The sequence below is a fragment of the Lentzea flava genome (assembly GCF_014648475.1).
Taxonomy (GTDB): Bacteria; Actinomycetota; Actinomycetes; order Mycobacteriales; family Pseudonocardiaceae; genus Lentzea; species Lentzea flava.
This window is the reverse complement of sequence record NZ_BMRE01000025.1, coordinates 46,977-65,547: the sequence shown is the minus strand read 5'-3', so window position 1 is coordinate 65,547 and position 18,571 is coordinate 46,977. Positions and strand designations below refer to the sequence as shown.

20 protein-coding genes are annotated in these 18,571 nt (G+C 68.6%); 14 read left to right on the top strand and 6 right to left on the bottom strand.

What is annotated here, in order from left to right; translation table 11 throughout:
- Positions 1-20: 20 nt before the first annotated feature.
- Positions 21-1,796, top strand: a complete 1,776-nt coding sequence (locus tag IEZ09_RS26025) for a PLL family lectin (RefSeq protein ID WP_189256381.1) — start codon at positions 21-23, stop codon at positions 1,794-1,796.
- Positions 1,797-1,838: 42 nt separating this feature from the next.
- Here IEZ09_RS26025 and IEZ09_RS26020 read toward each other — a convergent pair whose 3' ends face one another.
- Positions 1,839-2,675 (bottom strand): helix-turn-helix transcriptional regulator, encoded by an 837-nt coding sequence (locus IEZ09_RS26020; RefSeq protein WP_189256380.1) that lies wholly within the window; start codon positions 2,673-2,675, stop codon positions 1,839-1,841.
- A 102-nt stretch (positions 2,676-2,777) separates the two neighbouring features.
- Between IEZ09_RS26020 and IEZ09_RS26015 the strand changes: the two genes are divergently transcribed.
- Positions 2,778-3,476: an SDR family oxidoreductase gene (locus IEZ09_RS26015; protein ID WP_189256379.1), complete on the top strand. Its 699-nt coding sequence runs from the start codon at positions 2,778-2,780 to the stop codon at positions 3,474-3,476.
- Here IEZ09_RS26015 and IEZ09_RS26010 read toward each other — a convergent pair.
- Positions 3,473-3,880, bottom strand: a complete 408-nt coding sequence (locus tag IEZ09_RS26010; protein ID WP_189256378.1) for a hypothetical protein — start codon at positions 3,878-3,880, stop codon at positions 3,473-3,475. The genes IEZ09_RS26015 and IEZ09_RS26010 overlap by 4 nt on opposite strands.
- Positions 3,881-3,967: 87 nt before the next feature.
- Between IEZ09_RS26010 and IEZ09_RS26005 the strand changes: the two genes are divergently transcribed.
- On the top strand, positions 3,968-4,894 hold the full coding sequence (locus IEZ09_RS26005) for a GlxA family transcriptional regulator (protein ID WP_189256377.1): 927 nt from the start codon (positions 3,968-3,970) through the stop codon (positions 4,892-4,894).
- On the opposite strand, the gene IEZ09_RS26000 is transcribed toward IEZ09_RS26005, so the two are convergent.
- Complete coding sequence (locus IEZ09_RS26000) at positions 4,891-5,427, bottom strand: NUDIX domain-containing protein (protein WP_189256376.1); 537 nt, start codon at positions 5,425-5,427, stop codon at positions 4,891-4,893. The two genes, IEZ09_RS26005 and IEZ09_RS26000, sit on opposite strands and share 4 nt — an antisense overlap.
- Before the next feature lie 54 nt (positions 5,428-5,481).
- Here IEZ09_RS26000 and nucS point away from each other — a divergent pair, with 54 nt between their 5' ends.
- Positions 5,482-6,141, top strand: a complete 660-nt coding sequence (gene nucS / locus IEZ09_RS25995; protein WP_189256375.1) for an endonuclease NucS — start codon at positions 5,482-5,484, stop codon at positions 6,139-6,141.
- Here nucS and IEZ09_RS25990 read toward each other — a convergent pair.
- Positions 6,093-6,653 (bottom strand): hypothetical protein, encoded by a 561-nt coding sequence (locus tag IEZ09_RS25990; protein WP_189256374.1) that lies wholly within the window; start codon positions 6,651-6,653, stop codon positions 6,093-6,095. The genes nucS and IEZ09_RS25990 overlap by 49 nt on opposite strands.
- A 173-nt stretch (positions 6,654-6,826) precedes the next feature.
- Here IEZ09_RS25990 and IEZ09_RS25985 point away from each other — a divergent pair, with 173 nt between their 5' ends.
- The 4 genes from IEZ09_RS25985 to IEZ09_RS25970 all read left to right on the top strand — a co-directional run bounded on the left by IEZ09_RS25985 (position 6,827) and on the right by IEZ09_RS25970 (position 11,585).
- On the top strand, positions 6,827-8,518 hold the full coding sequence (locus tag IEZ09_RS25985; RefSeq protein WP_189256373.1) for a sodium:solute symporter family protein: 1,692 nt from the start codon (positions 6,827-6,829) through the stop codon (positions 8,516-8,518).
- A gap of 11 nt (positions 8,519-8,529) precedes the next feature.
- Complete coding sequence (locus IEZ09_RS25980; protein ID WP_189256372.1) at positions 8,530-8,751, top strand: hypothetical protein; 222 nt, start codon at positions 8,530-8,532, stop codon at positions 8,749-8,751.
- 233 nt (positions 8,752-8,984) lie between these two features.
- Entirely contained in the window at positions 8,985-10,001 is a 1,017-nt protein-coding gene (locus tag IEZ09_RS25975; protein ID WP_189256371.1) for a hypothetical protein, read from the top strand.
- A gap of 78 nt (positions 10,002-10,079) precedes the next feature.
- Positions 10,080-11,585 carry an aldehyde dehydrogenase family protein gene (locus tag IEZ09_RS25970; RefSeq protein ID WP_189256370.1) on the top strand — a complete coding sequence of 502 codons (1,506 nt, stop codon included), beginning with the start codon at positions 10,080-10,082 and terminating at the stop codon, positions 11,583-11,585.
- 21 nt (positions 11,586-11,606) lie between these two features.
- Here IEZ09_RS25970 and IEZ09_RS25965 read toward each other — a convergent pair whose 3' ends face one another.
- Positions 11,607-12,602, bottom strand: coding sequence for an ABC transporter substrate-binding protein (locus tag IEZ09_RS25965; RefSeq protein ID WP_189256369.1), 996 nt, complete (start codon positions 12,600-12,602; stop codon positions 11,607-11,609).
- A 145-nt stretch (positions 12,603-12,747) separates the two neighbouring features.
- On the opposite strand from IEZ09_RS25965, the gene dhaK reads away from it, so the two are divergent.
- The 6 genes from dhaK (at position 12,748) to IEZ09_RS25935 (ending at position 18,432) form a co-directional block, all read left to right on the top strand.
- Positions 12,748-13,740, top strand: a complete 993-nt coding sequence (gene dhaK, locus IEZ09_RS25960) for a dihydroxyacetone kinase subunit DhaK (RefSeq protein WP_189256368.1) — start codon at positions 12,748-12,750, stop codon at positions 13,738-13,740.
- Between the two features lies 1 nt (position 13,741).
- Complete coding sequence (dhaL, locus tag IEZ09_RS25955) at positions 13,742-14,368, top strand: dihydroxyacetone kinase subunit DhaL (RefSeq protein WP_189256367.1); 627 nt, start codon at positions 13,742-13,744, stop codon at positions 14,366-14,368.
- Positions 14,365-15,063: a dihydroxyacetone kinase phosphoryl donor subunit DhaM gene (gene dhaM / locus IEZ09_RS25950; RefSeq protein ID WP_189256366.1), complete on the top strand. Its 699-nt coding sequence runs from the start codon at positions 14,365-14,367 to the stop codon at positions 15,061-15,063. The genes dhaL and dhaM overlap by 4 nt, the downstream gene beginning before the upstream one ends.
- Before the next feature lie 518 nt (positions 15,064-15,581).
- Positions 15,582-17,357 (top strand): 3-hydroxyacyl-CoA dehydrogenase family protein, encoded by a 1,776-nt coding sequence (locus tag IEZ09_RS25945; RefSeq protein ID WP_189256365.1) that lies wholly within the window; start codon positions 15,582-15,584, stop codon positions 17,355-17,357.
- 43 nt (positions 17,358-17,400) lie between these two features.
- Positions 17,401-17,988: a DUF3558 family protein gene (locus IEZ09_RS25940; RefSeq protein WP_189256364.1), complete on the top strand. Its 588-nt coding sequence runs from the start codon at positions 17,401-17,403 to the stop codon at positions 17,986-17,988.
- A gap of 42 nt (positions 17,989-18,030) precedes the next feature.
- Positions 18,031-18,432, top strand: a complete 402-nt coding sequence (locus IEZ09_RS25935; protein WP_189256363.1) for a hypothetical protein — start codon at positions 18,031-18,033, stop codon at positions 18,430-18,432.
- On the opposite strand, the gene IEZ09_RS25930 is transcribed toward IEZ09_RS25935, so the two are convergent.
- Positions 18,365-18,568: an FmdB family zinc ribbon protein gene (locus IEZ09_RS25930; protein WP_189256362.1), complete on the bottom strand. Its 204-nt coding sequence runs from the start codon at positions 18,566-18,568 to the stop codon at positions 18,365-18,367. The two genes, IEZ09_RS25935 and IEZ09_RS25930, sit on opposite strands and share 68 nt — an antisense overlap.
- Positions 18,569-18,571 lie beyond the last annotated feature (3 nt).

The following is an 18,571-nucleotide window of genomic DNA, read 5'->3' as shown; positions in this document are numbered from 1 at the left end:
CCTGGAAAGCAGGCTTTGCCATGCGTGCAACCAGCACGATGGTCGCCGTTGCCGCTGCTCTCAGCGGGGTTCTCCTGGCGATCTCACCCGTGTCGGCCGCTCCGGTCGACGACTCCTCCGAACTCTCCGCCCAGAACGTCAACTCCTCCCTCAACACCCTGCCCTGCGTGACCGGTGGACCGTCCCAACAGGACGAACAGAACGCGGCGGCGCTCAACCCGCAGCTGACCAACACCATGCGCGGCAACATGACCGCCTACCGCGCGTCCTGCGCGAGAGCCGTGGTGCAGGCGGTCAAGGACCGGGGGCTCAACCAGCGGGCCGCCGCGATCGCCATGTCCACGGTCATCGTCGAATCCACCATCAGGAACGTCGACGGCGGCGACCTCGACTCGGTCGGGCTGTTCCAGCAGCGCGACAGCTGGGGCAGCTTCGCCGACCGCACCAACCCGGTGAAGGCGACGAACAAGTTCCTCGACGTGATGCAACAGTTCTACCCCAACGGTTCCTGGAACACGGCGCCGATCGGTGACGTGGCCGCCGACGTGCAGCGGCCCAGGGAGGACCTCCGCTTCAAGTACGGCGTCGAGGCGAACGACGCGGTGAAGATCGCCAACCTGCTGTGGGGTGCTCCGCCCGCCACGGCCGGCATGCGCTCGGTGGTGACCGCCGGCGGGACGCAGCTCTTCGGCATCGGCGCCGACGGTCACGTCATGTCGACGTTCTGGTCGCCGAACATCACCGACAACGGTGGCTGGCACGCCTGGTTCGCCATTCCCACGGGCTACGCGGACGGCACGGCGGCGCCTGGCGCGACGGTGTCCGTGACGACGCTCAACGGCCAGACGCAGCTCTTCACCACGGCCCCCGACGGGCGGGTGATCTCCACGTTCTGGTCGAGCAGCATCCCCACCAACGGTGGCTGGCGCGAGTGGTTCGCCATCCCGACCGGGTACGCCGACGGCAGGGTGGCGAGCGGCTCGGCCGTGTCCGTCACGATGATCAACGGCCAGGTGCAGCTGTTCGCGACCGCTCCGGACCGGCACGTGATCTCGACGTTCTGGTCGGGCAGCATCGCGACGAACGGTGGCTGGCACGAGTGGTTCTCGATTCCGACGGGTCACGCCGACGGGGTGACCGCGCCGGGTTCGACCGTGACGGCGGGCGGTACCCAGCTGTTCACCACCGGTGCGGACGGCCGCGTGATGTCGACGTTCTGGTCGCCGAACATCACCACGAACGGTGGCTGGCACGCCTGGTTCGCGATCCCGACGGGCTACGCGGACGGCATGACCGCTCCCGGCTCCACGGTCTCGGTGACCACGATCAACGGGCAGGCGCAGCTGTTCACGACCGCTCCTGATCGTCGGGTGATGTCGACGTTCTGGTCGGCGAGCATCCCGACGAACGGTGGCTGGCACGAGTGGTTCACGATTCCCACGGGTCACGCAGACGGGGTGACGGCGCCGGGTTCGACCGTGACGGCGGGCGGTACCCAGTTGTTCACCACCGGTGCGGACGGCCGGGTCATGTCGACCTTCTGGACGCCGACCACGACCGACAACGGTGGCTGGCACGCCTGGTTCGCCATCCCGACGGGCTATGCCGACGGCGTCACCGGCCGTGGCGCCGCGGTCTCCGTGACGACGATCAACGGGCAGGCGCAGCTCTTCACCGCGGCGCCGGACGGTCACGTGATGTCGACGTTCTGGTCGGCGAGCATCACGACCAACGGTGGCTGGCACTCCTGGTTCGCCATCCCCACCGGCCACGCGGACGGCAGGGTCCGGCTGTAGGTGCGGCGGAATCCCGGTTCTCCTGCAGGAGGACCGGGATTCTCAGCTTCGCGCCGCCAGCCACAGCGGCGTCGTTCCCGTGGAAGCGGTACCCGAGGTGGCCCGGCTGGTCGCGAGGAGCTTCAGCGCGTCGGCGTTGGGGCCCGGCTCCGCCTGGTAGATCACGAGGAACTGGCCGGGCGCCTCGCGCACGTCGAACGAGTGGTAGTTGAGGGTGAGCGGGCCCACCGCCGGGTGCACGAAGTCCTTGGCGTCCTGCGTTTTCCCACGCACCTCGTGCTGTGCCCACAGCTCCCGGAACACCGGGTGCTGGTTCAGCTCGGCCACCATGTGCTCGAGGCGCTGGGACTTCGGGTCCGCCGTCCGCCGCAGGTGCGCGACGGTGCTCTGCGCGACCCACTGCCAACGCGGGTAAAAGCTCTTCGCCGCGGGGTCGAGGAACGTCATCCTGGCGGCGTTGTCGGCCGGCGTGAACGGCTCGTAGAGGGCGTCGGCCAGCGCGTTCGTGGCGAGGATGTCGAGCAGCGAGTTCATCACGAACGCCGGCATGTCGTGCAGGCCGCTGATCAGCCGCCGCAGCTCCGGGCTGACGACGTCGGTCTCGTGGCCTTCCTCGGCGACGACCCCTGCCAGGCGGTGCAGGTGGGCCCGTGCGTCGGTGTCCAGCCGGAGGGCGCGGCTCAGGGCGTCCAGGACCTGGGCCGACGGGTTGGTCTCCCGGCCCTGCTCCAGGCGCGCGTAGTAGTCCGCGCTCACGCCCGCCAGGACGGCGACCTCTTCTCGTCGGAGGCCCTTGACCTTGCGCTGGGTGTGGCTGGGCAGGCCCGCGTCCTCCGGGCTGACGCGGGCGCGGTGGGCCTTCAGGAACTCGCCGAGCACGTGGTCGAGGGTATTCGTCTTCCGCGCGTGCTGCCCGGGTGTGTCACACCTAGGGAGAAGGTGTCCTGGTTGGCGTCGTTCGCGCTGGCCATCGTTGTGGCCATGAGCAAAGTTGTGTTGATCAGTGGAGCTTCCAGCGGTATCGGCGAGGCCACGGCCCGTGTGCTGGCCGCGGCCGGGCACCAGGTGTTCCTCGGGGCGCGCCGGGTCGATCGGCTGGAGGCGTTGGCTTCGGAGATCGGTGGTGCCTACGCGCCGCTGGACGTGACCTCGCGGGAATCCTTTCAGTCCTTTGTGGACGCAGCGGTCGAACGGTACGGCCGGGTCGACGTGCTGGTGAACAACGCGGGCGTGATGCCGTTGTCCCTCATGAGTTCGTTGAAGGTCGACGAGTGGGACCGCATGGTGGACGTGAACATCCGCGGCGTGCTGAACGGCATCGCCGCGGTGCTGCCCCGGTTCGCCGATGGTGGGCACATCGTGAACGTCGCCTCGATCGCCGCGCACATGGTCATGCCGACGGCTGCCGTGTACTGCGCGACGAAGTACGCGGTGTGGGCGCTGTCCGAGGGGCTGCGGCAGGAGCGCGACGACCTGCGGGTGACCGTGATCTCGCCGGGTGTCACGGAGTCCGAGCTGGCGGACACCATCACCGAGGACTACGCGACGTCGTTGATGGAGGACTTCCGCAAGATCGCCCTGCCGGCGTCGGCGATCGGTGACGCCATCGCGTACGCGATCTCGCAGCCCGCCGAGGTCGACGTCAACGAGATCGTGGTTCGGCCGGTGTCGCAGCGCTAAGCACCCGTCGTCGAGCCCGGCCGGAGGATCATCAGCACCGTCACGGTCGCCCAGAGCAGGTTGAAGACGCCCGTGTACACGGCCAGGTGCTTGACGTCCTTGGTCCTGATCGCTTTCTCCTGGCCGGGAAGGATTTTCAGGGCCAGCACGAACGCGGCGGCGGTGGTGAGCGCGATCGAGACGATCACCCACGGGTGGCCGGTCACGCCCATCACGCCGGCCGTCGCGAACCCGAAGACCGGCACCGAGATGCCGATCAGGGCGTAGACCCGGCAGATCCGGTGCAGCAGCTCGGGGTTGCCGTTGCCGGTCACGGCTTTCGGGAACATGCTGGCTGCCACCGTGACCGGGCCGATCGCGATGATGGCCGCGAGGACGTGCAGCGAGAGGAACAGCTTGCTCATGGTCCTGACGGTAGGACCGGGGTGATCGTTTCAAAACTGGCTGGAATGCCATGTTCCAACGGATTCTCGCCAGCTACCGTGGTGGACGTGCACGAGGTGGCTGTGGTGGCGATGGACAGCGTCGTCCCGTTCGACTTCGCGACGCCGGTCGACGCGTTCAACTGGAGCGGGCGCTACCGGGTCCGGGTCTGCGGTCCGAAGAGGACCGTCGACGCGGGCTGCTTCGAGCTGAAAGTGCCGCACGGCTTGGAGTTGCTGTCCGAAGTGGACACGATTGTGCTGCCGGGCCACGATCCGGGCCTCGTCGTGCCCGAGCGGTTGATCGAGGCGCTGCGGCAGGCCGCGGCGAGAGGTGCGCGGATCGCGTCGATCTGCACGGGGGCGTTCGTGTTCGCGGCCACCGGCCTGCTGGACGGGTTGCGGGTGACCACGCACTGGCTCGGAGCCGCGGAGCTGGCGGCGCGGTTTCCGGCTCTCGAGGTCGACCCGGACGTGCTCTACGTGGACAACGGGCAGTTCCTGACGTCGGCGGGCGCCGCGGCCGGGCTGGACCTGTGCCTGCACATGATCCGGCGCGACCACGGGTCGGCGGTGGCGGCCGATGCGGCGCGGTTCGCCGTGATGCCCCTTGAGAGAGAAGGCGGGCAGGCGCAGTTCATCGTGACGCCGCCGGTGGCGCCGCAGGGAGCGGAGCTCGAACCGTTGTTGCTGTGGATGGAGGCCAACGCCTCGCGTGACCTGACGCTGGACGACCTGGCGCGGCAGGCGGGCATGAGCACGCGGACGCTGAACCGGCGGTTCCGCGAGCAGACCGGGACGACGCCGTTGCAGTGGTTGCACCGGGCGCGGGTGCGTCAGGCGCAGCACCTGCTGGAGACGACCAGGGACTCGGTGGAGCTGATCGCGAGCAGGGTCGGGTTCGGCTCGGCCACGGCGTTCCGCGACAGGTTCAAGAGGATCGCCGGGACTTCGCCGAACGCCTACCGGGCGGCCTTTCAGGGCTGCCAGAACTAGGGTTGCGAGTGTTCGTGCAGCAGGAGGAGCGTGTAGGCGGCGATCGACTGGGCGTCGGTGATCTCGCTCTTCGCGATCATCGTCTCGAGGTCGGCACGCGGGAACCACGCCGAGCGCATGTCCTGCTCCTCGTGCTCCCGCTCGTGGAAGCCCTCGGTCAGCTCGGTGGCGAGGAACACCCGCCCGCGCTGCGACGACATGCCCGGCGCCACGTCCAGCACGCCGAGCTCGATCATCCTGCCCGCGCGCAGACCCGTTTCCTCGCGGAGTTCGCGGGCGGCGAGCTCGACCGGGTCGGAGTCCTCCCGGTCGGGCGCCGTGCCCTGGGGGAACTCCCAGCGCCGCATCCCGATGGGGTACCGGTACTGCTCGACGAGCCGCACGCGTTCGCCGTCCAGCGGGATGATCAGGGCGAAGTCCGGCTTCTCGACCACGCCGTAGATGCCGTTCGTGCCGTCCGCACGACGGATCTCGTCCTCGCGAACGGCCATCCACGGGTTTGCGTACACCTGACGGGTGCCAAGGGTCTCCACGCCACGGACCGTACCTAACGACCCGTTTCTGGACACACCCCGTAGCCTGTCGCGGTGCGTCTCGTCATCGCTCGCTGCCAGGTCGACTACGTAGGACGACTCACCGCCCATCTGCCGATGGCTCAGCGACTGCTGCTGATCAAGGCAGACGGCTCGGTGTCGATCCACTCCGACGACCGTGCCTACAAGCCGTTGAACTGGATGAGCCCGCCCTGCTGGCTGATCGAGGACCCGGACATCTGGACCGTGCAGAACAAGGCGGGGGAGAAGCTGATCATCACCCTCGAAGAGGTGATGCACGACTCCAAGCACGAGCTCGGCCCCGAACCCGGCCTGCAGAAGGACGGCGTCGAGGCGGACCTGCAGAAGCTGCTCGCCGAACACGTCACGACGCTGGGCGAGGGCTGGACCCTGGTGCGCCGCGAGTACCCGACCGCCATCGGTCCCGTCGACCTGATGTGCCGCGACGCCTCCGGGGCCTCGGTCGCCGTGGAGATCAAGCGGCGGGGTGAGATCGACGGTGTCGAGCAGCTGACCCGGTACCTGGAGCTGCTCAACCGCGACCCGTTGCTCGCGCCGGTGCAGGGTGTGTTCGCCGCGCAGCAGATCAAGCCGCAGGCGCGGACGTTGGCCGAAGACCGCGGGATCCGGTGCGTGGTGCTGGACTACGACGCGTTGCGCGGGATCGAGCCGGACGAGTTCCGCCTGTTCTGATCAGCGCGCCGCAGGCGCATGCGGTAGCTGACCATCCGCATGTACTCGGTGTTGGGGCGCTTGCCGCCGTCCAGCTCCATCAGCCGGTAGATCGACGGGATCGCGCGGTCGTTGTCGACCATCTCCCCGATCTCGTCGCGGACGGACTGCGGCAGCGCCTCCCAGAGCGGCCTGGCCTCGCAGCTCGAACAGCTGCTGCACCCGGCGTCCGCGTCGTACTCGATCTGGCTCCCGCACTCGGGGCACGTCCACGTCCTCCGCTGCGCTGCGCAACGCTCACACGTCGGGTTCAGGACGAGGTGCGGCCGGAACACGGCTCCCGGCTCGCCGCAGCACGTGCAGGCGATCGGGAGTCCCTTGCTCTCGGCCAGGGCCAGGAGCGTGTCGTCGACCTCATCCGAGCTGACCGTCTGCGGACAGTGCCGGCGCAGCCAGAACCGCGCGAGGAGAACGTCACCCTCGGCGAGGTGGGTCTCGATCTTGTCGCGGAGGTCGTCGGGAAGCTCGATCACGAGGGGCAGTGTGGGGCGGTGCGGGAACCCGCCGCACCCCATTTCTGATGAGCACACCAACTCAGGTCGTGGTTTCGTGATCACGCACACGGGGTAAGAAGTCGCGCACCTGGAGTAGTGTCCCCTCCTGGTCGTTTGTGTTCGACTTTGTTGGAAGTCTTGGGAGGTGGGCCGTGCGAGTGTTGGCCGAGGCGGACCTGCGGCTTGACGCGGGACCGATCGACTACGCGTTGCTCGTCATCTACTTCGTCGTGGTGCTCGGCATCGGCGTGATGGCGCGACGATCCGTCTCTTCCAGCCTCGACTTCCTGCTGTCCGGACGGTCGCTGCCGGCGTGGGTCACCGGTCTCGCGTTCATCAGCGCGAACCTCGGTGCGCTCGAACTGATGGGCATGACGGCCAACGGCGCCCAGTACGGCATGGCGACCGTGCACTACTACTGGATCGGTGCCATCCCCGCGATGGTGTTCCTCGGTCTGGTGATGATGCCGTTCTACTACGGCTCCAAGGTGCGCAGCGTTCCCGAGTTCATGCGCCGTCGGTTCGGCAAGCCGGCTCACCTCGTCAACGCCATCAGCTTCGCGGTCGCGCAGATCCTGATCGCGGGCATCAACCTGTTCGCGCTCGCGGTGATCATCGACGCACTGCTCGGGTGGCCGTTGCCGGTGTCGATCGTGGTCGCGGCGCTCGTCGTGCTCGCCTACACGACGCTGGGCGGTCTGAGCGCGGCGATCTACAACGAGGTGCTGCAGTTCTTCGTGATCGTGGCCGCGCTGGCGCCGATCACCATCCTCGGCCTGATCAAGGTCGGGGGCTGGCAGGGGATTGTCGACAAGGTGACCGACAAGGAGCAGCTCAGCGCGTGGCCCGCGACGGAGCTCACCGGCATCGACAACCCGGTGTGGAGCGTCATCGGGCTGGTGTTCGGTCTTGGGTTCGTGTTGTCGTTCGGGTACTGGACGACGAACTTCGCCGAGGTGCAGCGCGCGATGAGCGCGAAGTCGATGTCGGCGGCCAAGCGCACGCCGATCATCGGTGCGTACCCGAAGGCGCTCATTCCCGCGGTCATCGTCATCCCCGGCATCATCGCTGCGGTGATCGTGCCGGAGATGGCGCAGCTCAAGGCGGGCGACACGAGCAGCGGCGTGGTCTACAACAACGTGCTGCCGTTGCTGATGCGCGACCTGCTGCCCAACGGCATCCTCGGCATCGCGATCACGGGTCTGCTGGCGAGCTTCATGGCCGGTGTGGCGGCGAACGTCAGCTCGTTCAACACGGTCTTCACGTACGACCTGTGGCAGGACTACATCAAGAAGGACCGGCCGGACGAGTACTACCTGCGCGTCGGACGCCTGGCGACGGTCGGTGCGTGTGTGCTCGCCATCGGCACGGCGTTCATCGCGGCGGCGCTCGGCGGGTCCAACATCATGGACTACATCCAGGCGCTGTTCTCGTTCTTCAACGCGCCGCTGTTCGCGACGTTCATCGTCGGCATGTTCTGGAAGCGGATGACCCCCACCGCCGGATGGGTGGGTCTGCTCGCGGGCACGTTCACCGCGATGTTCATCTACGCGATCTCGGAGCCGTCGTTCGGCATCAAGTGGCTGGAGCTGCCTGGCCAGGGCGCGAGCTTCCTCGGCGCGGGTCTCGCGTTCGCCGTGGACGTCGTGGTGAGCGTCGCGGTCAGCCTCGTCACGCGGCCCAAGCCGGACAGCGAGCTGGTCGGGCTGGTCTACAGCCTGACGCCGAAGGAAGACCGTTCGCACGCCACCACCGGCGAGGACGCGGGCTGGTACCGCTCGCCCGCCCTGCTCGGCGGCGGAGTGCTGGCGCTGACGACCGTTCTCTACATCATCTTCGGCTGAGGGAGGCCGTCATGAGGTTGTTCGACCTGCGAGTGATCATCGCTTTCCTCTTCGGCCTGTACGGCGTTGTACTGGTCGTCGTCGGTCTCGGCTTCACGTCCGAGGACGACCTGAGGAAGGCCGAAGGGGTCAACATCAACCTGTGGGCCGGCATCGCCATGGTGGTGCTGGCGGCGGTGTTCGCCGCGTGGGCGACGCTGCGGCCTCAGTTCGCGAAAACGGGCAAGGGCTGACTACGACTGGGGACGACCGGGGAAAACGGGGTTGAAGGCCTCGATCGTCCACGCGTCGAGCCAGTTGAATGCGCGGCGAATTCGGTTGCGCACGTCTCTCCTTCTCTCGGGGTCTTCACCAGGTACATCGCGTTGATCTTCTGAATCGTTCCCGTAGCGCTGCGTGACATGTGCCACGGAGTAACTCGGGGTACTGCCCACGAGCGCACACGAAGGTCGCTACCGTGCACGTCGTGCTCCGTTTTCGTGCCACGGCCGTGGTCGCCGCCGCTGCTCTGCTGATGGCCGGCTGCGCGACCGGTCCCGGTCTCGCCAAGACCAACTCGCCGCGCCGCACCGTGCAGGCGGGAGCGGACGCGAGCTCGACCGATCCGTCCGTCAAGCCGTCCGCGCAGCCGGGCAAGCCGATCGACCCCGCGTTCGCCGCGGAACGGTTGCGGCTGGTCTTCCCCTGTGCGCTGATGGAGAAGGAACTCCTGCAGACGCTCGGCACGCCGGCGAAGTACACGAGCAGCAACTACACGCGCTGCTCGAACTACATGAAGGACAAGTCCGGCAAGACCCTGAACCTCACGGTGGAGATCGGCTACTCGCTGACCTCGACGGAGGTCAAGAACGCCACCAAGCAGGTCGCCGGGCTCAAGAGCAGCGAGCAGAAGCTGACCTCGTCGTGCTTCGTCAGCGCCGTGACGCAGGAGAACCCGGCGCAGGCCGTGCGGGTCCAGGTGAGCACGGGCTCCGGCGACCAGGCCGTGTCCGACCCGTGCGAGCCGGGCCGCAAGGTGCTCGAGGGCGCCGTCCGCAAGCTGCGCGGCAACCCGCAGAAGTACAACCCGCCGAAGGGGTCGCCGGTCGAGGTCGACCCGTGCACGGCCGTGGACAAGGCGACGCTCGCGCCGGTTCTCGGCGCCTCGCCGCGGATGCTGGCCTTCGGTCTGCACCAGTGCTCGTGGACGGGGCAGAGCGCGCAGATGCAGCTCGAGTTCAAGACCGCGCGCGTTCCGAAGGACGGCAAGTTCGACCCCAAGTCCACCGAGGTCGATCTCGGCGGCGGCGTGAAGGGCTACCAGGCGCTGAAGGACGGCGCGTTCCCCACGTGCGAGATCATCCTGGTGCGCACGAAGGACTCGAGCGACGCGGGTGAGATCGCGGAGTTCAGCGTGGGAGCTTCGAAGAACAAGGAACTGGATCGCTGCCAGGCGGCGCAGGCGTTCGTCAAGGCCGTGCTTCCCGGCCTGCCCAGCGCCTGACGGGACCAGGCGGGGGCTGAAAGTTCTTCAAGTACGCGTTAGTGTCGAGGTTACTGGCGAGTACCCGGGAGGGCCCCAATGACGCAGACCGCTTCGGACAGCGCGCTGTCGGCCGATGGCGAGCAGCGGCGGTTCGCCTCACTGGACCCGCGCACGGGCGAGGTCGTCGCGCATCACCCCATCCACACGGCCGCCGAGGTCGAGGAGGCCGTGTCCTCCGCGCGTGAGGCCGCCGCGTGGTGGGCGGGCCTCGGTTTCGAGGGGCGCAAGACCAAGCTCGACGCGTGGCGCAGAGTGCTGTCGCAGCGCGCCGACGAGTTCATCGCGCTGATCAGCGCGGAGACCGGCAAGCCTGCCGACGACTCCCGCGTCGAGATCGCGCTGGTGATGGACCACCTGCACTGGGCGGCCCGGCACGCCGGCCGGGTGCTGGGCAAGCGCCGGGTGTCCTCGGGCATGCTGATGTTCAACCACACCGCGACGCTCGAGTACCGGCCGTTGGGCGTCATCGGCGTCATCGGGCCGTGGAACTACCCCGCGCACACGCCGATGGGTTCGATCTCCTACGCGCTCGCCGCGGGCAACGCCGTGGTGTTCAAGCCCTCGGAGTACACACCCGGCGTGGGCACGTTCCTCGCGTCGACGTTCGCCGAGGCGGTGCCGGAGTACCCGGTGTTCCAGGTGGTCACGGGCTTCGGTGAGACGGGCGCGGCGCTGTGCGCGTCCGGCGTCGACAAGATCGCGTTCACCGGTTCCACGCGGACCGGCAAGAGGGTCATGGCCGCGTGCGCGTCGACGCTGACGCCGGTGCTGGTCGAGTGCGGCGGCAAGGACGCGTTGATCGTCGACTCGGACGCCGACCTGACCGCCGCCGCCGAGGCCGCGATCTGGGGTGCGGTGTCGAACGCCGGCCAGACGTGCGCGGGCGTGGAGCGCGTCTACGTCGCGGAGGACGTCGCCGACGAGTTCATCGCGACCGTGGTGAAGCGGGCAGAGAAGCTCAAGCCGGGCGGGGAACCGACCGCGAACCTCGGGCCGATCACGATGCCGTCGCAGGTGGAGATCATCCGCGAGCACGTGCAGGACGCGCTGGACCGCGGTGGCAAGGCGCTGGTGGGCGGGCCGGAGTCGATCAGGCCGCCGTACGTCGAGCCCGTGGTGCTCACGGACGTGCCGGAGGACTCGCTGGCGATCACCGAGGAGACCTTCGGGCCGACCGTGGTGATCAACCGGGTGCCGAACGCGCTGGAAGGCGTGCGACTCGCGAACCAGTCCAAGTACGGGCTGGGTGCCGCGGTGTTCTCGAAGTCGCGCGGTGAGGAGCTCGCGGCCGAGCTGCGGGTCGGCATGGTGTCGGTCAACTCGGTGCTGACCTACGCGGCGATCCCCGGGCTGCCGTTCGGTGGCGTCGGCGACTCCGGCTTCGGGCGCATCCACGGCGAGGACGGGCTGCGCGAGTTCACCTACGCCAAGGCCGTGACGAAGGAGCGGTTCAAGTCGCTGATCAACATGGCGACGTTCGACCGGTCCTCGATGGCGGGCAAGCAGATGCTGCGGCTCGCGCGGATGCTCTTCGGACGCTGAGCACCCGCGCGGGCCGCACGCTCACGCGCCGAGCTGCTTCTGCAGGTCGTCCAGCACCACGTTGGCGGCGAGCACGCCGAGTCCGAGGAAGTAGGTCTCGTCGAGGACCGGCTTCGCCTTGCCCGCCTTGACCGCGTTCAGGCCGCTCCACAGCGGACCGCCGACGACCGAGCCCTCCGCGGTCTTGGCAGGGTCGCCGTAGGTGGAGTAGACGATGAAGTCGCCGTCGGCCTTGCCGATCTGCTCCGCGCTGACCTCCGCGGCGAGGTCGTCGACCTGCGACGGGGTCGGCTGCGGGATCTTGGCGTCGATCAGGATCGTGCCGATGAACGACTTCTTGGCGTAGAGGCGGATCTTGCCCGGCATGAAGCGCAGCGCCGTGACCGTCGGGCGCACGCCGAGCTTCTTCTCGATGGCGTTGCCGACCTCGGTGGCCTTGTTCGTGTAGTCCTCGAGCATTTTCGCGGCGTCGGCCTGGCGGTCGAGCGCGGCGGCGTTGAGGAGGAAGTTCTCCTTCCACACGTAGCCGGGGCGCACCGAGAACACGGTCGGGGCGATCGCGCTCAGCTTCGGGTAGAGGGCTTCCGCGCGCAGCTGCGAGCCGAGGATGAGGTCCGGGTTGAGCTTGGTGATCGCCTCGAGGTTGAGGTTGTTGATCGTGCCGACGTTCTCCGGCTTGCCGCCCTTGTCGCCGATGTAGGACGGCATGGCCGGGGAGCCGTCGGTGAACGCGATGCCGACCGGCTTGATGCCGAGGGCGACGACGTTGTCGAGCTCGCCGGTGTCGAGCACGATCACCCGTTCGGGCTTCTTCTCCAACTTCGTCTCGCCCATCGCGTGCTTGATGGTGCGGGGGAACTCGCCGGGCTTCGCGGTGGTGCCGAAGCCGTTGCTCAGCTCGTAGGCCTTGCCGAAGTCCTGGCCGCCCTGGGCGACGGTCGGCTTGTCCGGGGTGCTCTGACCGCAGGCGGCGAGCACCAGGGCGACTGCGGCGAGCAGCGCTGCTCTCTTCGACACGACGTGGTTCCTCCGCTACTTGCAGTGATGTTGACCTGCGTTTATTAGGGCAGCCTAACGGTACCGGGGACGTTTGCCCGTTCCGAGTGTCAGACCCCCGGAGTAAGAAGGAACACGGTCACCGCCGACTCGGAAGGGCGCTTCGATGAAGAAGATCATCAATGATCCGGAAACCGTGGTGCAGGACGCGCTGCGGGGGATGCAGGCCGCCCATTCCGATCTGCTGACGGTGCACCACGACCCGGCCGTCGTCGTGCGCGCGGACGCTCCGGTGCAGGGCAAGGTCGCGATCATCTCGGGTGGCGGGTCGGGCCACGAACCGCTGCACGGCGGGTTCGTCGGGCGCGGGATGCTCGACGCGGCCTGTCCCGGCGCGGTGTTCACGTCGCCGACGCCGGACCAGGTCCTCGACGCCGTCGCGCGCACGGACGGCGGCGCGGGCGCGCTGCTGATCGTGAAGAACTACACGGGCGACGTGCTGAACTTCGAGACCGCGGGCGAGATGGCGGAGTCCGAGGTGCGCAGCGTGGTGATCGACGACGACGTGGCGGTGAAGGACTCGCTGTACACGGCGGGGCGGCGCGGCGTCGGCGGCACGGTGCTGCTGGAGAAGATCGTGGGCGCGGCGGCGGAACGCGGCGACGATCTGGCGGCCTGCGAGGCGCTGGCGTCACGGGTGATCGGGTCGGTGCGCTCGATGGGGCTCGCGCTGACCGCGTGCACGGTGCCGCACGCGGGTACGCCGAGCTTCGAGCTGGCCGACGACGAGATGGAGATCGGCATCGGCATCCACGGCGAGCCCGGTCGCCAGCGGGTGCGTGCCGGTACCGCGTCCGAGATGGTGTCGGCGTTGCTCGAACCGGTGCTGGAGGACCTGCCCTTCGCGGCGGGCGACCGGGTGCTGCTCTTCACGAACTCGATGGGCGGAACTCCGTTGATCGAGCTGTACTTGGCGCACGGCATCGCGGAACAGCTGCTGGCCGATCGGGGGATCACCGTGGAACGCAGGCTCGTCGGCTCGTACATCACCAGCCTGGAGATGCAGGGCATGAGTCTCACCCTGCTCCGGCTGGACGACGAGATGATCGAGCTGTGGGACGCGCCGGTGCACACGCCCGCACTGCGGTGGGGAGTCTGAGGTGGGGTGCACGGCAGCGGACGTCGTGGCAGCGCTGCGAGCGGCCGCCGAGGTGGTGAAGGAACACCGCGACGAGCTGGTGCGCCTGGACCAGGCGATCGGCGACGGCGACCACGGCGAGAACCTGAGGCGCGGCTTCACCGCGGTGCTGTCCCGTTTGGACACCGAGGAGCCCGCTGCTCCCGGCAAGGTGCTGAAGCTGGTCGCCACCACGTTGATCTCGACGGTGGGCGGTGCGGCGGGCCCCTTGTACGGCACGGCGTTCCTGCGCGCGTCGGCTGCGGTGGGCGACTTGGAGGAGCTCGACCGCGACGCAGTGGCACGAGCGCTGCAGGCCGCGCTGGACGGCGTGGTGGCACGCGGCAAGGCCGTGGTGGGCGACAAGACGATGGTCGACGCCCTGACCCCGGCGGTGGCCGCGGCGGCGTCCGTGGACGGCTCGGTGGCCGCGGTGCTGTCGGCAGCGGCCGACGCGGCCGCCGAGGGCGCGGAGTCGACGGTGCCGATGGTGGCCCGCAAGGGCCGCGCGTCGTACCTGGGCGAGCGCAGCGCAGGCCACCTGGATCCGGGCGCCCGCTCGACGTCGTTGCTGTTGCGGGCTTTCGCGGACGCGGCGGCCAAGGCATGACCGCGGCACCCCGAGTGGGACTGGTGATCGTCTCCCACAGCGACATGCTGGCAGGCGGCGTGGCCGAGCTGGCTGGCCAGATGGCCCCGGACGTGTCCGTGCTGCCCGTGGGCGGCACGGAGGAGGGCGGCCTCGGCACCGACTACGGCTCGGTGGTCGAAGCCCTGGCGGACGCCGACTCGGGCACCGGCGTGGTGGTCCTCTACGACCTGGGCAGCGCCAAGATGACAGCCGAGATGGCTGTGGAATCGGCAGACGACCCGTCCCGCTACACCGTGGTGGACGCGCCCCTCGTGGAAGGCGCGGTGGCCGCCGCCGTCGCCGCCCAGGGCGGTGCGTCCCTGGCCGACGTGGCCGCAGCGGCCGAGGGCGCGTCCGGCGAAACCCCGGCCGCCGCCCCCAGCCGTCCCGCCCTGCACGTGGTCCAGGACGCGGTGTCGGCCGAGGTGCTGCTGACCAACGAGGTGGGCCTGCACGCACGCCCGGCCGCCCTCCTGGCACGGACGGTGGCCGAACTCGACGCGGACGTCGTCGTGCGCTACGGCGACGAGGAGGCCAACGCGGCAAGCGTGCTGGCGCTGATGGGCCTGAGCGCGCCCGGCGGCAAGTCGATCACGGTGGTGGCCACCGGCAAGGACGCGGGCGAGGCGGTCAGGCGGATCGAGGAGCTCGCGGAGAGGGGGTTCGACGACTAACCCGCCCGGCGGAGCAGGGCATCCGAGGCGTTGGTGCGGCTGTTCGGCCTGCCCGCAGGTGTGAGGGGGCGCGCCGAGTGCGACGGCGTGTCCTGTGCGTGGTTGTACCGGCGGCTGTGGGTCTCGGCCGAGTTGACGCTCGTACGGTCCCGAGGCCCGTGCGGTGGCGGGTCGGCCGCCTGTGGTTGCGGCGTGTCCGCGTGCCGCCCGCAGGTGTGAAGGTGACTGCGCCGAGCGCGACGGCGTGCCCCGTGCGTGGCCGCACCAACCGCTGCGGGCCTCGACCGTGCAACGCCCGCGCGGTCCCGACAACGGGCCGGCCGCAACCCGGATGGCTCAACTTCCCGCTGCCCCACACGGGTTCACCAGGCACAAAGCCGCATCTAGGCGTTTGCTAGACCGATAACTGTTTCGATCCTGATGGCGAAGCTCACGGCGCCCGCCCACGCTGGGAGTGGCATAGTCGCCCGCAAGTTACTCCTTGGTAGCCCACGCTTTACCCCGCAGGGAGGTCTGCAGTGGCGCGCGAAATCAACACCGTCGGAGTCGTCGGCTTCGGAACCATGGGCGCGGGCATCGTGGAGGTACTCGCGCGCACCGGGCTCACGGTGAGGGTGGTGGAGGTCGACGCGGCCGGTGTCGAGCGCGGCCTCGGGCACCTCGAGCACTCCACGCAGCGGGCCGTGCAGCGCGGGAAGCTCACCGCGGACGAGAAGGCGGCGATCCACGGCCGGGTCACGACGAGCCTCGATCTCGCCAGCCTCGCCGGGTGTGACCTGGTGATCGAGGCGGTGCCGGAGAACGTCGAGCTGAAGGCGCGGATCTTCCAGGAGCTCGACGGGATACTGGAGCCCGAGGCGATCATCGCGTCGAACACCTCGAGCTTGTCGATCACCGAGATCGGTGTGCACACGAAGAGGCCCGGCAAGGTCGTCGGTCTGCACTTCTTCAACCCCACGCAGGTGCTGAAGCTGGTCGAGGTCGTGCGCACGGTCGTCACTGAGCCGGATGTGATCACCGATGTGGTCGCGTTCACCGAGCGGCTGGGCAAGTCGCCGGTCGTGATCGGGGACAGGGCTGGCTTCATCGCGAACGCGTTGCTCTTCCCGTACCTCAACCACGCGGTGAAGATGCTGGAGTCCAAGTACGCGACGCGGGAGGACCTCGACGCGGCCATGCGGTACGGCTGCGGCTACCCCATGGGTCCGTTGGCGCTGTTGGACCTCATCGGTCTCGACACCGCGTACGAAATCCTCGACACGATGTACCACCAGTCGCGCAACCGGCTGCACGCTCCGGCGCCGCTGCTCAAGCAGATGATCACGGCCGGGCTGCTGGGCCGGAAGTCCGGGCGCGGCTTCTACACCTACGACGGGCCCGATTCGCCGGTCGTGGTCAAGGACGCGCAGACGCCGTCCGAAGTGGACAGTTCGGTGCAGACGCGGGAGATCCAGCGGGTCGGCGTCATCGGTACCGGCACCATGGCGACGGGTATCGCCGAGGTGTTCGCGAAGCGCGGTTACGACGTGGTGTTGCGCGCCCGCAGCCTGGAGAAGGCCGAGACGGCCATCGGCGCGGTGCGGAAGTCGCTGGACCGGGCGGTCGCCAAGGGCAAGCTGGCCGAGGGTGACCGGGACGCGATCCTGGGGAGGATCACGCCTGCCGTCGACTTCGTCGAGCTGGCGGACTGCGACCTCGTCGTCGAGGCGGTGGCCGAGGAGATCGGCATCAAGAAGGAGGTCTTCGCGGCGCTCGACGAGGCGTGCAAGCCCGGTGCCGTGCTCGCGACGACCACGTCCTCGTTGCCGGTCATCGAGATCGCCGCGGCGACGAGCAGGCCGGAGGACGTCGTCGGTCTGCACTTCTTCAACCCCGCGCAGGTCATGAAGCTGGTGGAGATCGTCGAGACCATCTCGACGGGCGCGGACGTGGTCGCCACGGCCCGCAAGATCTGCCTCGACCTCGGCAAGCACCCGGTGCACTGCGGTGACGTGGCCGGCTTCATCGTCAACGCGTTGCTGTTCCCGTACCTCAACGACGCGGTGAAGATGCTGGAGGCCCACTACGCCGAGGCCGACGACATCGACAACGCGATGAAGGTCGGCTGTGGTCTGCCGATGGGTCCGTTCGCGCTGCTGGACGTCGTGGGACTGGACGTGTCGCTGGCGATCCAGCGGACGCTCTACAACGAGTTCCGCGAGCCCGGTTTCGCGCCGGCGCCGCTGCTCGAACATCTCGTCACGGCGGGTCGCCTCGGGCGCAAGACCGGCAAGGGATTCCGGGACTACTCGTGAGCCGCTAACAGGGGCACCATGTCCCGTCTGGCATGGTGGTGCCATGCGGCGACTGGTGCTCCTGTTGGCTGTCCTCGTGCTCGCGTCCGGCTGTGCCAGGACGACCGTCGGGGGCACTCCGGTCGCGCAGGCCCCGCTCGACGTGACGTCCCCGTTCGACAAGGACAGCTCGACCGATCCGAGCGCGTCCGAGGACCCCGACGTCTCGACCGCGCCGATCGACGGCGAGGTGCAGGGCGTGTGCGCGAAGCTGAAGTGGACCGACCTGCCCTACCCCGGCGCGAAGGCCGACACGCCGCCAACCCAGATCAACTACGACTCGACGTTCGACCAGTCGTGCCGCTGGACGACGAAGATCGACAACGTCGAGGTCGGTGTCTCCCTGCGGTTCCGCGAGGGCAGGCAGATCAAGATCGAGCGCACGACCGGCGACTGGGACGTGAAGGGCCACAAGGTCTCGTACCTCGACCGGTCCAACGAGCAGGACGTCGAACCCTCGTGCGTGCTGGTCGTTCCCTACAACGGCGGCGGGCTCGGCATCATCGTCATCGACTCGTCCGGCAAGTTCGGCACCGTCTGCGATCAGGGTCGCAAGGTCGCCGAGGTGCTGATCGACCGCGAGAACTCCTAACCCGGCCTGTCACATTCCGGGCGGCTGTGCCGTCTGGTGGTCATGGCCACGCACACCAAGCTCCTGCACGCGATCGTCGTCCTGCAGACAGCAGCTGTTTTCGTCCAGTCGATCACCGCGGGACTGATGATGACCATCCCGTCCGGTCACGTCCTGCACAGCGCCGGCTCGTACACGTTGTGGGTCGTGACGGTCGCCCACGTCGTCGTCGCGGTTCTCGCGTGGCGGCCGGGCGGCGGGTCGGCCCAGCCGATCTGGTACGCGCTCGGCTTCCTGGCGTTGATCACCGGTCAGGTGTACGCCGGCGTCTTCCACCTCACGGCGCTGCACGTCCCGCTCGCGGCCGTGCTGCTCGTCGCCAGCCTGCTGTACCTGCTCAGGATCCGCAGCAGCCTCCGCCGCAACACCCGCCCCCGCCCTGCGGCTGCTGCTGCGTACCGCTGATTCCCGCCATGGACAGCAGCTTGACCGTGTCGGAGTGGCCGTCGGGGCAGCTCGCCGGTGCGGACGACTCGCTCATCGGACGCTGCAGCTCGAAGGTGTCGTCGCAGGTTCGGCAACGGAACTCGTAGGTCGGCACGAC